The sequence below is a fragment of the Pseudonocardia sp. DxW genome, assembly GCF_058448985.1.
Genome location: NZ_JBZFLK010000006.1, coordinates 116,368 through 131,284 on the forward strand (window position 1 = coordinate 116,368; position 14,917 = coordinate 131,284).

11 protein-coding genes are annotated in these 14,917 nt (G+C 74.3%); 8 read left to right on the forward strand and 3 right to left on the reverse strand.

Annotation, left to right across the window (positions count from 1 at the left end; translation table 11 throughout):
• Positions 1 to 296: 296 nt before the first annotated feature.
• Both gltB and ACVJO7_RS11235 read left to right on the forward strand, forming a co-directional pair.
• Positions 297 to 4,781 carry a glutamate synthase large subunit gene (gene gltB / locus ACVJO7_RS11230; RefSeq protein WP_491672984.1) on the forward strand — a complete coding sequence of 1,495 codons (4,485 nt, stop codon included), beginning with the start codon at positions 297 to 299 and terminating at the stop codon, positions 4,779 to 4,781.
• Positions 4,774 to 6,225: a glutamate synthase subunit beta gene (locus ACVJO7_RS11235; RefSeq protein ID WP_491672809.1), complete on the forward strand. Its 1,452-nt coding sequence runs from the start codon at positions 4,774 to 4,776 to the stop codon at positions 6,223 to 6,225. Before gltB ends, ACVJO7_RS11235 begins: the two co-directional genes overlap by 8 nt.
• A 50-nt stretch (positions 6,226 to 6,275) precedes the next feature.
• Here the strand turns inward: ACVJO7_RS11235 and ACVJO7_RS11240 are convergent, their stop codons facing one another.
• Entirely contained in the window at positions 6,276 to 6,530 is a 255-nt protein-coding gene (locus ACVJO7_RS11240) for a hypothetical protein (RefSeq protein WP_344020650.1), read from the reverse strand.
• Positions 6,531 to 6,938: 408 nt separating this feature from the next.
• Between ACVJO7_RS11240 and ACVJO7_RS11245 the strand changes: the two genes are divergently transcribed.
• Positions 6,939 to 7,337 (forward strand): DoxX family protein, encoded by a 399-nt coding sequence (locus ACVJO7_RS11245; protein WP_344020652.1) that lies wholly within the window; start codon positions 6,939 to 6,941, stop codon positions 7,335 to 7,337.
• A 97-nt stretch (positions 7,338 to 7,434) separates the two neighbouring features.
• Positions 7,435 to 8,346 (forward strand): DUF2188 domain-containing protein, encoded by a 912-nt coding sequence (locus tag ACVJO7_RS11250; RefSeq protein WP_491672810.1) that lies wholly within the window; start codon positions 7,435 to 7,437, stop codon positions 8,344 to 8,346.
• A gap of 51 nt (positions 8,347 to 8,397) precedes the next feature.
• On the opposite strand, the gene ACVJO7_RS11255 is transcribed toward ACVJO7_RS11250, so the two are convergent.
• Entirely contained in the window at positions 8,398 to 9,552 is a 1,155-nt protein-coding gene (locus ACVJO7_RS11255; RefSeq protein ID WP_491672811.1) for a PIN domain-containing protein, read from the reverse strand.
• A gap of 129 nt (positions 9,553 to 9,681) precedes the next feature.
• Here ACVJO7_RS11255 and ACVJO7_RS11260 point away from each other — a divergent pair, with 129 nt between their 5' ends.
• From ACVJO7_RS11260 to ACVJO7_RS11270, 3 genes are all read left to right on the forward strand, one after another.
• The gene (locus ACVJO7_RS11260) at positions 9,682 to 10,149 is read left to right on the forward strand and encodes a hypothetical protein (protein WP_491672812.1); all 468 of its coding nucleotides are present in this window, start codon (positions 9,682 to 9,684) and stop codon (positions 10,147 to 10,149) included.
• Positions 10,146 to 11,147, forward strand: a complete 1,002-nt coding sequence (locus ACVJO7_RS11265) for an Acg family FMN-binding oxidoreductase (RefSeq protein ID WP_491672813.1) — start codon at positions 10,146 to 10,148, stop codon at positions 11,145 to 11,147. Before ACVJO7_RS11260 ends, ACVJO7_RS11265 begins: the two co-directional genes overlap by 4 nt.
• Before the next feature lie 121 nt (positions 11,148 to 11,268).
• Positions 11,269 to 11,919: a response regulator gene (locus ACVJO7_RS11270; protein WP_344020662.1), complete on the forward strand. Its 651-nt coding sequence runs from the start codon at positions 11,269 to 11,271 to the stop codon at positions 11,917 to 11,919.
• 10 nt (positions 11,920 to 11,929) lie between these two features.
• On the opposite strand, the gene ACVJO7_RS11275 is transcribed toward ACVJO7_RS11270, so the two are convergent.
• Positions 11,930 to 13,615: a sensor histidine kinase gene (locus tag ACVJO7_RS11275; protein ID WP_491672814.1), complete on the reverse strand. Its 1,686-nt coding sequence runs from the start codon at positions 13,613 to 13,615 to the stop codon at positions 11,930 to 11,932.
• Positions 13,616 to 13,820: 205 nt separating this feature from the next.
• Between ACVJO7_RS11275 and ACVJO7_RS11280 the strand changes: the two genes are divergently transcribed.
• Positions 13,821 to 14,825: an Acg family FMN-binding oxidoreductase gene (locus ACVJO7_RS11280; RefSeq protein ID WP_491672815.1), complete on the forward strand. Its 1,005-nt coding sequence runs from the start codon at positions 13,821 to 13,823 to the stop codon at positions 14,823 to 14,825.
• Positions 14,826 to 14,917: the final 92 nt, after the last annotated feature.

Sequence of the window (14,917 nt, forward strand, 5' to 3'; positions counted from 1 at the left end):
GTCAGCGCCCGGCCGCTAGGCGTGCCCGGAGGAGGAATCTCCGCCGGTCGCCCCGCCCGATGGCACGGTGCACCCGAACGGTCCGCATCGTACGCCCCATCCCGGGTGCTCGCTGTATTCTGGAAACCCTTTCGGACCGCAGCGAGCTGCCGGTTCCCGGGTCGTCCGATGCGGGTGGCAGAGGTGCACCGAGACGACAGGAGGAGCAGTTGGCCGCGATCAGTGACCAGACGCGTCGCCCCTCGCCCGGTGGTCTGTATGCCGCCGATCACGAGCACGACGCCTGCGGTGTGGCCATGTTGGCCGACGTCACCGGCAAGCGCGACCACGCCATCGTGCAGAAGGCCATCGAGGCACTTCTGCGCCTGGAGCATCGTGGTGCGCGCGGTTCCGAGCACAACACCGGTGACGGCGCAGGGATCCTGATCCAGGTCCCCGACGGGTTCTACCGCGAGGTCACCGACTTCGAGCTGCCCCCCGAGGGCGCCTACGCGGTCGGCATCGCGATGCTCCCGCAGGATCCGGAGCGGGCCGACGCCGCGGTCGCCGCGGTGGACGCGCTGGCCGCCGAGGAGAACCTCACGGTCCTGGGCTGGCGCGAGCTGCCGACCGACCCCGACGCCGCCGACCTGGGCCCGACCGCGCTCGCCGCGATGCCCACGTTCAAGCAGCTGTTCGTCGGCGGCGCCGAGCTGACCGGCGACTCCCCGGAGAGCGCGCCGACCGGGATCGACCTGGAGCGGCGCGCGTTCTGCCTGCGCAAGCGGGTGGAGCACGCGCACGACACCTACTTCGCGTCGCTGTCCCCGCGCACCATCATCTACAAGGGCATGCTCGCCGAGCCGCAGGTCGCCGCGTTCTACCCGGACCTGACCGACGAGCGGGTGACCTCGGCGCTGGCGATCGTGCACTCGCGGTTCTCCACGAACACGTTCCCGGCCTGGCCGCTGGCGCACCCGTTCCGCTACGTCGCGCACAACGGTGAGATCAACACGCTGCGCGGCAACCGGAACTGGATGGCCGCCCGCGAGGCGCTGCTGGAGTCCGCGAAGCTGCCCGGGGACCTCTCCCGGCTGACCCCGATCGTCACCCCGGACGCGTCGGACTCGGCCACCTTCGACGAGGTCCTGGAGCTGCTCCACCTGGGCGGGCGCAGCCTGCCGCACGCGGTGCTGATGATGATCCCGGAGGCCTGGGAGCACAACACCGAGATGTCGCCCGAGCGGCGGGCGTTCTACGAGTACCACTCCACCCTGATGGAGCCGTGGGACGGCCCGGCGCTGGTCGCCTTCACCGACGGCACCCAGATCGGCGCCGTGCTCGACCGCAACGGCCTGCGCCCGGCCCGCTACTGGGTCACCGAGGACGGGCTGGTCGTGCTCGCCTCCGAGGTCGGCGTGCTGGACGTCGAGCCGGACAAGGTGGTCCGCAAGGGCCGCCTGGAGCCGGGCCGGATGTTCCTCATCGACACCGAGCGCGGCACGATCGTCGACGACGACGAGATCAAGGGCGAGCTCGCCGCCGAGCACCCGTACGCGGAGTGGCTGCACGCCGGCCTGATCCGGCTCGACGAGCTCCCCGTCCGCAAGCGGGAGATCCCGTCGCACGAGGCGCTGACGCTGCGCCAGCAGGCCGCCGGGTACACCGAGGAGGAGCTGAACCTGCTGCTCCGCCCGATGGCCGTGTCCGGCGCCGAGCCGATCGGCTCGATGGGCAACGACGCGCCGCTGGCCGCCATCTCCGAGCGCCCGCGTCAGCTCTACGACTACTTCATCCAGCTGTTCGCGCAGGTCACCAACCCGCCGCTGGACGCGATCCGCGAGGAGCTCGTCACCTCGCTGTTCAGCCAGCTGGGCCCGGAGCAGAACCTGCTCGACGCCACGCCGGCGCACTGCCGGACGATCGTCGTGCCGTTCCCGGTGCTCACCAACGACGACCTCGCCAAGGTCGTGCACATCAACGACGACAAGGAGTTCCCCGGGTTCGCCTCGCACGTCGTCCCCGGGATCTTCCTGGCCCGCGACGGCGGCAAGGGCATGCTGTCCCGGCTCGCCGAGATCAAGCAGGAGGTCTCCCGCGCGATCGACGGCGGCGCCCGGCTGATCGTGCTCTCCCAGCGCGGCGTCGACGCCGAGCACGCCGCCATCCCGTCGCTGCTGCTCACCGGCGCGGTGCACCACCACCTGGTCCGGGAGCGCTCGCGCACCCGGGTCGGGCTGATCGTCGAGTCGGCGGACGCCCGCGAGGTGCACCACATCGCGCTGCTGCTCGGCTACGGCGCCTCCGCGGTGAACCCGTACCTGGCGATGGCCACCGTCGAGGACCTCGCCGAGCGCGGCGACATCCCCGGCGTGGACGGGCGCACCGCGGCCAAGAACCTGGTCAAGGCGCTCGGCAAGGGCGTCCGCAAGACCATGTCGAAGATGGGCGTCTCGACCGTCGCGTCCTACACCGGCGCGCAGATCTTCGAGGCCGTCGGGCTCGGCCAGGACGTCGTGGACTCGGCCTTCACCGGGACCACCTCCCGGCTCGGTGGCGTCGGCTTCGACGTGCTCGCCGAGGAGGTGCTGGCCCACCACCGCCGCGCCTTCCCGGCCGACGACGTCCGCGCCTCGCACCGGGCGCTGCCGGTCGGCGGCGAGTACCAGTGGCGCCGCGAGGGCGAGCTGCACCTGTTCAACCCGCAGACGGTGTTCAAGCTGCAGCACTCCACCCGGTCCGGGCGCTACGACGTCTTCAAGGAGTACACCCGGGCCGTCGACGACCAGGCGAAGCGGCTGATGACGCTGCGCGGCCTGTTCACCTTCAAGGAGGGCCTGCGCCCGCCGGTGCCGATCGAGGAGGTGGAGCCGGTGGAGTCCATCCTCACCCGCTTCGCCACCGGCGCGATCTCCTACGGCTCCATCTCCCAGGAGATGCACGAGACCCTGGCGATCGCGATGAACCGGATCGGCGGTCGCTCGAACACCGGCGAGGGCGGCGAGGACCCGGACCGCTTCACCCCGGACCCGAACGGCGACTCCCGGCGCAGCGCGGTCAAGCAGGCCGCGTCCGGCCGGTTCGGCGTCACCAGCGAGTACCTGGTCAACGCGGACGACATCCAGATCAAGATCGCGCAGGGCGCCAAGCCCGGCGAGGGCGGCCAGCTGCCCGGCGGCAAGGTCTACCCGTGGATCGCGACCACCCGGTACTCCACGCCCGGGGTCGGCCTCATCTCGCCGCCGCCGCACCACGACATCTACTCGATCGAGGACATCAAGCAGCTCATCCACGACCTGAAGAACGCCAGCCCGCGGGCCCGCATCCACGTGAAGCTGGTGTCCCAGGTCGGCGTCGGGACCGTGGCGGCCGGGGTGTCCAAGGCGCACTCCGACGTCGTGCTGATCTCCGGGCACGACGGCGGCACCGGCGCCTCGCCGCTGTCCTCGATCAAGCACGCCGGCGGCCCCTGGGAGCTCGGCCTGGCCGAGACCCAGCAGACGCTGGTCGCAAACAACCTGCGCGACCGGATCGTCGTGCAGGCCGACGGCCAGCTCAAGACCGGCCGGGACGTGGTGATCGCCGCGCTGCTCGGCGCCGAGGAGTTCGGTTTCGCCACCGCCCCGCTGGTCGTCTCGGGCTGCATCATGATGCGGGTCTGTCACCTGGACACCTGTCCGGTCGGCGTCGCGACCCAGAACCCGGAGCTGCGCAAGAAGTTCGACGGCAAGGCCGAGTACGTCGTCAACTTCATGAAGTTCGTGGCCGAGGAGGTGCGGGAGTACCTGGCCCGGCTGGGCTTCCGCTCGATCGACGAGGCGATCGGCCGGGCCGACGTGCTCGACGTCGACGCCGCCGCGCAGCACTGGAAGTCCCGGCACCTGGACCTGTCGCCGATCTTCAAGGTCGGTGAGTACGGCGAGGACGTGCCGCGCAAGCGCACCCGCGAGCAGGACCACGGCCTGGACAAGGCGCTGGACAACACGCTCATCCAGCTCGCCGAGGGCGCGCTGCGCAACGGCGACCAGGTCCGGCTCGACCTGCCGGTCCGCAACGTGAACCGCACCGTCGGGACCATGCTCGGCTCCGAGCTGACCCGGATCCACGGCGGCAAGGGCCTGCCCGACGACACGATCGACATCACGTTCACCGGCTCGGCCGGGCAGAGCTTCGGCGCGTTCGTGCCGAAGGGGATCACGCTGCGGCTGGTCGGCGACACCAACGACTACTTCGGCAAGGGCCTGTCCGGTGGCCGGCTGACCCTGCGGCCGGACCCGTCGGCGCCGTTCGCCGCCGAGGAGAACGTGATCGCCGGCAACGTGATCGGCTACGGCGCCACCTCGGGCGAGATGTACGTCCGCGGCGTCGTCGGCGAGCGGTTCTGTGTCCGGAACTCGGGCGCGGTGGCCGTCGTCGAGGGCGTCGGCGACCACGGCTGCGAGTACATGACCGGTGGGCAGGTCGTCGTCCTCGGGCGGACCGGGCGGAACTTCGCCGCCGGCATGTCCGGCGGCGTCGCCTACCTGCTCGACGTCGACCGCAACCGGGTCAACCCGGAGATGGTGGACCTGGACCCGCTCGGTGACGACGACCGGGCGATCCTGCGGGACCGGGTGGAGCGCCACCACGCCGAGACCGGCTCCGAGGTCGCGCGGGCGCTGCTCGCCGACTGGGACGTCGCGGTCGAGCGGTTCGGCAAGGTCATGCCCAAGGACTACAAGCGCGTGCTGCTCGCGACGGAGAACGCCGAGCGCGAGGGGCGCGACGTGAACGAGGCGATCATGGAGGCTGCTCATGGGTGACCCGAAGGGCTTCATGACCACCCCCCGCCGGACGCCCGCCCGGCGGCCGGTGGACCTGCGGCTGATGGACTGGCGCGAGGTCTACGAGGACTTCCCGCGCAAGAGCCTGGAGTCGCAGGCGGGCCGCTGCATGAACTGCGGCATCCCGTTCTGCCACCAGGGCTGTCCGCTCGGGAACCTCATCCCCGAGTGGAACGACCTGGTGCACCGCAAGGACTGGCGGGAGGCGATCGAGCGGCTGCACGCCACCAACAACTTCCCGGAGTTCACCGGGACGCTGTGCCCCGCGCCCTGCGAGGCGGCCTGCGTGCTGGCCATCAACGACGACGCCGTCACCATCAAGCAGGTCGAGATCGAGATCATCGACCGGGCCTGGGACGAGGGCTGGGTCAGCCCGCAGGCGCCGTCGGCGAAGACCGGGAAGAAGGTCGCCGTCGTCGGGTCCGGGCCGGCCGGGCTGGCCGCCGCCCAGCAGCTCACCCGGGTCGGGCACGACGTCGTCGTGTTCGAGCGGGCCGACCGGATCGGCGGGCTGCTGCGCTACGGCATCCCCGAGTTCAAGATGGAGAAGGCCCGCCTGGACCGGCGGCTGGAGCAGATGGTCGCCGAGGGCACCCACTTCCGGGCCTCGGTCGACGTCGGCACCGACATCACCGTCGAGCAGCTGCGCTCCGAGTACGACGCGGTCGTGCTCGCCGGCGGGGCCACCGCGTGGCGCGACCTGCCCGCCGACGGCCGCGACGCCGAGGGCGTCTACCAGGCGATGGAGTTCCTGCCGTGGGCCAACCACGTGCAGCAGGGCGACATCGACGCGCCGCCGATCTCGGCCGAGGGCAAGGACGTCGTGATCATCGGCGGCGGCGACACCGGCGCCGACTGCCTGGGCACCTCGCACCGCCAGGGCGCGCGCTCGGTGACCCAGCTGGAGATCATGCCGACCCCGCCGGAGCACCGCACCGAGAACATGCCGTGGCCGACCTACCCGACGGTCTACCGGGTGTCCTCGGCGCACGAGGAGGGCGGCGAGCGGCTGTTCTCGTGCAACACGACCGAGTTCGTGAAGGACGCCGACGGCAAGCTCGCCGGCATCCGGATCTGCGAGGTCAAGCGCGGCGACAACGGCTTCGAGCCGGTCGAGGGCACCGAGCGCGAGCTGCCCGCCCAGCTGGTCCTGCTGGCGATGGGCTTCGTCGGCCCGGAGAAGGGCAAGCTGCTCGACGACCTGGCGGTCGAGCTCGACGAGCGCGGCAACGTCGCCCGCGACGACAGCTACATGTCCTCGGCGGACGGCGTGTTCGTGGCCGGCGACATCGGCCGCGGGCAGTCGCTGATCGTGTGGGCGATCGCCGAGGGCCGCGCGGCGGCCGCCGGGGTGGACGCCTACCTCACCGGGCGGAGCGTGCTCCCCCGGCCGATCAACCCGACCGACCGGCAGATCGGCTGACCGGACGGACGTTCGACGGGGCCCGGCCGCACGGCCGGGCCCCGTCGCGTTCAGTCCACCCGCTCCAGCTCGAACGCGTCGTCGCCGATCCAGATGCGCAGGCCGTCGCCGTCGTCGGTGACGTAGCCGTCCTCCTCCTCGCCGAGCTCCCGGATCGCGCCCATCGCGAGCCGGTTGAACTCGACGATCCCCTCGCCCGCGTCGACCGGGCGGTACTCGCGGGCCAGCCGCGCGGTGCGGCACTCGGTCGCCAGCCAGGCAGCGTTCTCCGGACCGACCTCGACCCGCCAACGTTCATCTCGCATGGATTCGATTATGGCGCAGGTCACCCCGTCCGTCGCCCGTCCGCTACCGACAATCGCGGCATTGCGCCGCGCACCGTCGTGAACGGAACCGATTCACCGCCCGCCGCGGGCACGGCGCCGCTCGCGGTCGGATCCGAGACTGACGCCACTCCCCCCACAACTCGCGGCGCTCTCGTGCGTTGAACCGGGCGACCGGCACCTGCAGAACCGGGAGCCCCTGTCGGTGCCGGGCACCATCGGGACACCGGGCATCGCGACTCCGGTCGCGATCCCGGTTCCCGGTGGTGTATCCCCTCCGGACGCCCCGGCCGCCGTGATCGGCGCGGCCGATGAGTCCCGGCGCCCCGGGCGGTCCACTCCGGTGAGCGCTGCGGGAGGTCCGCGGCGACCGCATCCCGGAGGTCCACCGTGTCCACCCAGCCGAGCGCCCGTCCCGTCCTCTCCCCCGTCGCGCACCGCGCCCTGTGGGTGCTGCAGATCCTGCTCGGGCTGTTCTTCGTGTTCGCCTCGGCGGTGCCGAAGTTCTACGGCGACCCGTACGCGGTGCTGATCTTCGAGGAGATCGGCGCCGGCCAGTGGCTGCGCTACGTCGTCGGGGCGCTCGAGCTGGCCGGCGGGATCGGGCTGATGACCAGGCGGTTCGCCGGTCCCGCCGCGGTCGGGCTGGTGCTGCTGATGGTCGGCGCCGGCCTCACCCAGGCGTTCGTGCTGCACGGCGGGTTGCTGGTGCTGACCCCGGTCGTGCTGGGCCTGCTCGCCGCCGCGATCGCGTACGGGCGCCGGGAGACCTTGCGCACAGGGCGCTGACCAGCGTTTACCTCCGCGACGGCCCGGGAATCCACCGGCAGCACGAGCGCCGGAACCCGGCGCCACCCGTGATTTCCACGTACAGGAGGACACCGCCATGGCCGACCGCCATGTGAAGCCGGCCGACGACGGCTGGACCGTCGAGAAGCAGGGCGCGCAGCGCCCCAGCGCCAAGGCCGGTACCCAGGCCGAGGCGATCACCCGGGCGGTGGAGATCATCGCCAACGACGGCGGCGGCACCCTCGTCGTGTACGGCACCGACGGCGCGGTCCGCGAGCGCCGGTCCGTGGATTCCGGGTCCGACGGCACCGGCAGCACCGCGGGGACCGCGGCGGGCGCCGTCGCGGGTGCGACGGCCACCGCCGCGCGCGACACCGCGTCGAAGGCCGCCTCCGCGACCGCGCGGACCGCCGACGAGGTCGCCTCCGACACCCGGACGACCGGGAAGAAGGTCGCCGGCGAGACCCGCAGCGCCGCGTCGAAGGCGGCGGACACCGCGCGGTCGGGCGCCGAGGACGTCGCGAAGGAGGCCCGCAAGGTCTCCCGCAACGGCAAGGCGCCCGGCAACGCGGGCAAGGCGGCCGCCGACGCCGCCCGGACCACCGGCCGGCAGCTGGCCGGCAACGCCTCGCGCACCGGACGTCAGGTCGCCGGCGAGGTCAACGCCTCCGCCGAGCGCTCCGCGGCGACCGTGCAGGCCGCGGCCGATCGCGGCGCGGACACCGCGGTGCGCACCGCGGACCGGGCCGCCCGGGTCGGCGAGACGATCTCCGACGACATCGACGACACCGGCGCGAAGCTCGCCCGCAGGCTCTACGAGGGCGGCGAGCGGGCCGCGACCCAGCTCGACGAGTTCGCCGCGCGGGTCTACCGGCCGCTCAACCCGATCCGGTTCGGCAGCCGGGTCGCCGCCGGCGCGGTCGCGACCGCGTTCGGTGTCTCCGGCGCCGTGGTCTCCCGGGCCGGCACGCTGTTCCAGCGCGGCACCCGCCGGGCCACCGGCCGCTGACCGGTCCCGCTCCCGACGAGGGCCCCGCCACGGCGGGGCCCTCGTCGCGTGTCAGGAGCGCGGGCTGAGCACGTAGTCGCCGGTCTCGTCCTGCCAGGCCATCCCGATCAGCTCCCGGGCCCGGGCCGCCTTCGCGAAGGACAGGAAGCTGCCGAAGCCGTAGCGCTTCTCGGAGAAGTCCGGCACCCGCTTGCGCAGCTGGTCCTTCAGCCCGGACAGCTGCGGCGGGCCGCCGGCCGCGGTCAGGTCCCGCACCACGTCGACGAGCAGGGTGAACGCGTCCTGGTCGGCGTCCGGGTCGTCCGGGACGGCGACCTCCGGGTCGCCCTGCGCGGAACCGGGGGTGAGCGCGACCGCACCCTGCCCCTCCAGGTGCCGCAGCAGCTCGCCGAACCCGCGGAAGCCGTGGTCGGACTCGTCGAAGGTGGGGTCCTTGCGCAGCACCGCCCGCTTCAGCCGGGACGCCAGCACCGGGCCGTCGGCCTGCCGGGACAGCCCGGCCAGGGTGCTCACGACGAGCCCGGCGACGTCGCGCTCCTCGGCGCCGGTGGTCGCGGTCTCCTCCGCGTCGGGTGAGCCGGGCGCGGCCCGGAAGGTCAGGTCGAACGGGGCGGGCTCGGGCTGCGGCTCGGCAGGCGCGACCGGGGCGGGCGCCGGTGCCGTGGTGCTCGCGGCGGGCGGGCGGGTGCCGCGGCGGCGGCGCGGCGGGGCCGGTTCCCGGCTCGGCTCCAGGCCCGGCAGCCGGTCGTAGAACAGGAACTCGTCGCAGGCCGGGGGCAGCAGCGCCGAGGTGGACGACTGCACGCCGATCCCGATCACCCGCTTGTCCAGCTCGCGCAGCTTGTGCATCAGCGGCGTGAAGTCGGAGTCGCCGGTGGCGATCGCGAAGGTCGTCACGAACTCGCGCTCGTAGGCGAGCTCGATCGCGTCGACCGCGAGCTTGATGTCGGCGGCGTTCTTGCGGGAACCGCCGATCCGCTGCGGGATCTCGATCAGCTCGACCTGGGCGCGGGCCATCAGGCGCCGGTCCTCGTCGAACGACGACCAGTCGGCGTAGGCGCGCCGCACCACGACCCGGCCGCGCTCGGCGAGTGCGTCGGCGACCGGCCCGAAGTCGAACGGGACGACTCCGAGACCGTCGCGCGCGCCGATCGCCAGGTTCTCGTAGTCGAGCAGCAGTGCGATGCGTTCGTCCTCGTGGGCCACCGCGGAAGCCTACGGCCGGTGCGCCGGGCGGGCGGGTCGGGTCCTCCGTCCGAGAGCCGGGTGACCGACGGCCCTGCCCGGCCGGTCCGGCCGGGGGCACGCTCGGGGGGCCACCGAGGGGAGGACCCCATGACCGACCGGATTCCGCAGGACGGCACCGTCCTGATCGCGCTCACCTCCGCCGACCACCGCACGCTGCGGGCGGCCGCGGAGATCGGGCACGAGCTGTCCCTGCGCGGGTTGCGCCCGCTGATCACCACCGCCGCCGACGTGCCGTCGCTGGCCGGGGTCCGGGCCGTCGTGCTGGGTGGTGCCTGGGACCGGCCGTGGGCGCGGTCGGCGGCCCGGCGGTTCCTGCGCAGGCACCGCGTCGTGCTGCGGGTCCGGCCGCTGTGGATGTTCGACGCCACACCCGCGGGCGGGGCGCACCCGCATCCCGCGCCGGCCCCGGAGCTGGAGCTGCGGGCGCCGGTGCAGGCGCCCGGCGCGGACGGCTGGGGCGCCTGGGCCGCCACCGTCGCCGCCGAGCTGACGGCGGCCGGTCCCGCGCCGGACGGCGGGCAGGGCGCTGCGGCCGGGACGGCGGTGGCCCGGTGAGCGCCGCCGAGGCCCCGGCGCTGCCCCGCCCGGACACCGTCCGGCACGCCGTCGCGACCGCGCTGACCGCGCCGTCGGTGCACAACGCGCAGCCGTGGCGGTGGCGGATCGCGGCCGACCGGGTCGAGCTGTACGCCGATCCGGACCGGCGGCTGCCGTTCACCGACCCGGACCGGCGCGACCATCTCGTCAGCTGCGGGGCGGCGCTGGCCACCCTGCACGTCGCGCTGGCCGCGTCCGGGATCGGGCACCGGACCGAGCGGTTCCCGGACGACGACCGCGACCATCTGGCGACCGTCCGGTTCACCGGCCGGCCGCCGACCGCGGCGGACCGCAACGACGCGCAGCTCGCCCCGGCGATCCGGCGCCGCCGGACCGACCGCAGGCCGTTCCGCGACGGCGGGCTCGCCGACCACACCCGGGCCGCGCTCGGCGCCCGCGCCGCCCGCTACGGCGTCACCCTGCACACGGTCACCGATCCGGTGGCCCGCAACCATCTCGTCGAGCTGGAGCAGGAGGCCGCCCGGGAGCTGCGGGCGCGGCCCGGGCACGCCGCCGAGCTGCTGGTGTGGACACACCGCTACGCGGACTCCCGGGACGGCGTGCGCACCGGCTCGGTGCCGGCGGGGGTGCCGTGGCCGCGCGAGCCGGAGATCGGTGTCCGGTTCCCCGCGGGATCGCTGCCGGTGCCGCCGCTGGTCACCGACCGGGCGACGATCCTCGCGCTGAGCACCCCGGCCGACGACGACCCGGCGCGGCTGGCCGCCGGTGAGGCGCTCGGGATCGTGCTGCTCGCCGCGACCAGGGCCGGACTGGCGACCTGCCCGCTGTCCCGGATCCTGGAGACCGTCCGCACCCGGTCCGGGCTGGCCACCCGGGCGCTGCGCACCACCGAGCACCCGCAGCTGATCATCCGGGTCGGTCGCGCCCCGGACGGCCGGGAGCTGCCCGCCACCCCGCGGCGCCGGCTGGGGGACGTGCTGCTGCGCGGCGAGTAGCCCGGCGGGTGACGGCCGACACGGACCATCGACCCACCCGTCCGGGGCCGATCGGTCGCTGCGGGAGTCGGCCGCCTGCCACTACCGTCGCTCTCGACCGGCCCGCGACCCGGAGGCGACTGTGACGATCTCGGTGTTCCTGCTCGACGACCACGAGATCGTCCGGCGTGGGCTGGCCCAGCTGCTCGAACTGGAGGACGACATCGAGGTCGTCGGCGAGGCCGCGACGGCGGCACAGGCCGCGGCCCGGCTGCCGGCGCTGCGACCGGACGTCGCGATCCTCGACGTCCGGCTGCCCGACGGCGACGGCGTGAGCGTCTGCCGGGACATCCGGTCCACGGTCACCCCACCGCCGGCCTGCCTGATGCTGACCTCCTACGCCGACGACGAGGCGCTGTTCGGCGCGATCATGGCCGGCGCCTCGGGCTACCTGCTCAAGCAGGTCGCCGGGGTGGACCTGGTCGGTGCGGTCCGCACGGTCGCCGCGGGCGGCTCGCTGCTCGACCCGAAGGCGACCGCCGCGGTGCTGGACCGGCTGCGCCGCGGCGTCGACGCCGACGCCGATCCCCGCTACGACGCGCTGAGCCCGCAGGAGCAGCGGATCCTGGAGCTCATCGCGGACGGCCTGACCAACCGCCGGATCGGCGACGAGCTCCACCTGGCCGAGAAGACCGTCAAGAACTACGTCTCCTCGGTGCTGCACAAGCTCGGCTACTCGCGGCGCACCGAGGCCGCCGTGTACGCCGTCGAGCGGCGCCGCGCCCGGCGCTGAGCCGAGGGCGTCACGGCAGCGGGACGGTCCAGAGCACCCGGGTCCCGGTGGCCGGGGAGTCGAGCGTGCACTCCCCGCCCAGCTGGGCGGCGCGATCGGCGAGATTGCGCAGCCCGCTGCGCCGCTCGGTGTCGCCGAGGCCGCAGCCGTCGTCGGAGATCTCGGCGCTCAGGTCCCGGCCGGCCGCGACGATGACCGACAGCGTGTTCGCCCCGGAGTGCCGCACGGCGTTCGTCGCGGCCTCCCGGACGACCGCCAGCAGATGGGCCGCGACGGTCGGCGGGACGAGCGTGTCGACCGGCCCGGTGGTGTGCACCGAGGTCGCGATCCCGGACTCCGAGGTGACCTCGGCGACGGTGTCGAGCAGCGCGCGGCGCAGCCCGCCGGTGCCGTGATCGGCGGTGTGCAGGTCGAAGATCGTCGTCCGGATCTCGCGGACGGTCCGGTCCAGCTCGTCGACGGTCTGCTCGACCCGCTCGCGCACGTCGGCGTCGGTGGTGCGGCGCAGCGTCCCCTGCAGCTTCAGGCCGACCGCGAACAGCCGCTGGATCACGTGGTCGTGCAGGTCGCGGGCGATCCGGTCGCGATCGGCGAGCACCGCCAGCTGCTGCTGCGCCCGGTTCTTCTCCCCCAGCTCCAGGGCCAGCGCCGCCTGGTCGGCGAACGACACCAGCAGCGGCACCTCGGACGGCCGGAACGGCGGGTCGCCCGGCTCGCGCTGCGCGATCAGAACGCCGATCACCCGCTCGACCGCCCTCATCGGGACCGCGACGGTGGGGCCGCCGCCGGCCCGGTCGTCGTGCGCGGGGGCGTTCATGAACGCCCGCGGGCTCTGCGCCAGCACCGGCTGCAGGCCCTCGACGACGTCGCGCAGCAGAGTCCCGCCGAGCCCGCCGGACGGCCACGGCCGGCCCGCGGTGGCGCCCTCGCGGAACTCGCGGTCCTGGTCCGGGCCGAGCGCGATCAGCGTGCCGCTGGCCCGGGACAGCTCCAGGCAGCGGCGGGCCACCAGGGCCAGCGAGTCGGCCTCACCGGTCCCGGCCAGCACCTCGCCGCGGATCTCGGCGGACGCCTCCAGCCACTGCTGGCGGAGCAGCCCCTGCTCGAACAGGTCGGCGTTCTGCACGGCGATCCCGGCGGCGGCGGCGAGCGCCTGCAGGATCAGCTCGTCATCGGCGGTGAACTCGGCCGCACCGACCTTCTCGGTGAGGTAGATGTTGCCGTAGACGGCCTCCCGGACCCGGATCGGGACGCCGAGGAAGCTGCGCATCGGCGGGTGGTTCGGCGGGAAGCCGACCGACGACGGGTGCGCCGACAGATCGGCCAGACGCAGCGGCCGGGGGTCCTCGATCAGCTGCCCGAGCAGGCCCTTGCCCTCCGGCGGGCGGCCCAGCGCGGCGCGGGTACCGGCGTCCAGTCCGACGTCGATGAAGCGGGCGATCGAGCCGTCCGGGGCGAGCACGCCGAGCGCGCCGTAGCGGGCGTCGACCAGGTCGACGGCGGACTGCACGATCCGCTCCAGGGTCGCGTCGAGCTCCAGCCCGGCCGCGACGCCCAGCACGGCGTCGAGCAGCTTCTGCATCCGCCACCGCGCGGTCGCGATCTGGCCGAGCCGGTCCTGCACCTCGCCGATGAGCTGGTCGAGCCGCAGACCGGACAGCATCCGGGCGAGTTCGCCCGACGCCGGATCCCCCATACCGCCCACCTCGTTTCCGCTCCCGGCGCCGAACCTGGCACCCCAGGTGTACTCGCACAAGCGTTCCCGGCGGTTACCCACCGGCGGGTGGGCCCGCGGTCCCGGGCACGACGGGACCTTCGCACCTGACCGGCCGGCCCGGGCCGGGCCACCATCGGCCCGTCGACCGGGCGGGACCCAGGCACCGCCCGCAGAGGGGGACCGCATGGACGCGACCTGTCACTCCGGGGCGGTCACCGGCGCGCTCGGGCTGGACGAGGAGACGACCGCAGCGGTGGTCCGGCTCGCCACCCGCGCGCCGTCGCTGCACAACAGCCAGCCGTGGCGGTTCCGGCTGCTGCCCGACCGGATCGAGCTGCGCGCCGACCCGCAGCGGCTGCTGCCGGTCGCCGACCCGACCGGCCGGGAGCTGCGGATCGGCTGCGGCGGGGCGCTGTTCACGCTGCGGCTGGCGCTGATCGGCTCCGGGATCCGGCCGCTGGTCAGCCGCTACCCGCAGCCCGGCCGACCGGACCTGGTCGCGGTCGTCCGGCACGGCGGCATCGTGCGCGCCACCCCCGAGCAGCGCAACCTGCTGGAGGCGGTGCCGCGGCGGCGCACCAACCGGCGGCCGTTCCGGGACACCGCGGTGCCCGATCCGGCCCGGTCCGCGCTGCGCCGCGCCGCCTTCGAGGAAGGCGCGTGGCTGCAGCTGGTCACCGACCCGATGCAGCTGGCCGAGCTGGGCAAGCTGGCCCGCGAGGCGCACCTGCTGCAGCAGGCGGACGCCGCCTTCACCGCCGAGCTGGCCGCCTGGACCGGGCGGTCCCCGGCCCGCGACGACGGCGTCCCCGCCTCCGCGGGCGGCCCCTGCCCGCCGCCGAACCAGCCGTGGGTGGTGCGCGACTTCGGCGGCGACGCGCATCCGCGCCCGGCCCCGGCCGCCTTCGAGTCCGATCCGCTGATCGCGGTGCTGAGCGTGCACACCGACGGGCCGCGCGAGGAGCTGCGCGCCGGGGAGGCGCTGCAGCGGGTGCTGCTGACGGCCACCGTCGCGGGCCTGTCCGCGTCGTTCCTGTCCCAGCTCGTCGAGGTCCCCGACATCCGCGAACAGGCCCGGCGGCTGTTCGGCGGAACCCGTCCCCCGCAGGTCGTCCTGCGGCTGGGGCACGGCGTCCCGGTGCCCGCGACGCCGCGGCGGGCGCCCGAGAAGGTCGTCGACGCCCTCTGAACGCCGGTCCGGGCCCACGTGGGGGTGGGCCCGGACCGGTCCCGCGCGGTGCCGGGGACCGGCCGGGGTGGGCCGAACGTCCCGGTCCCGGC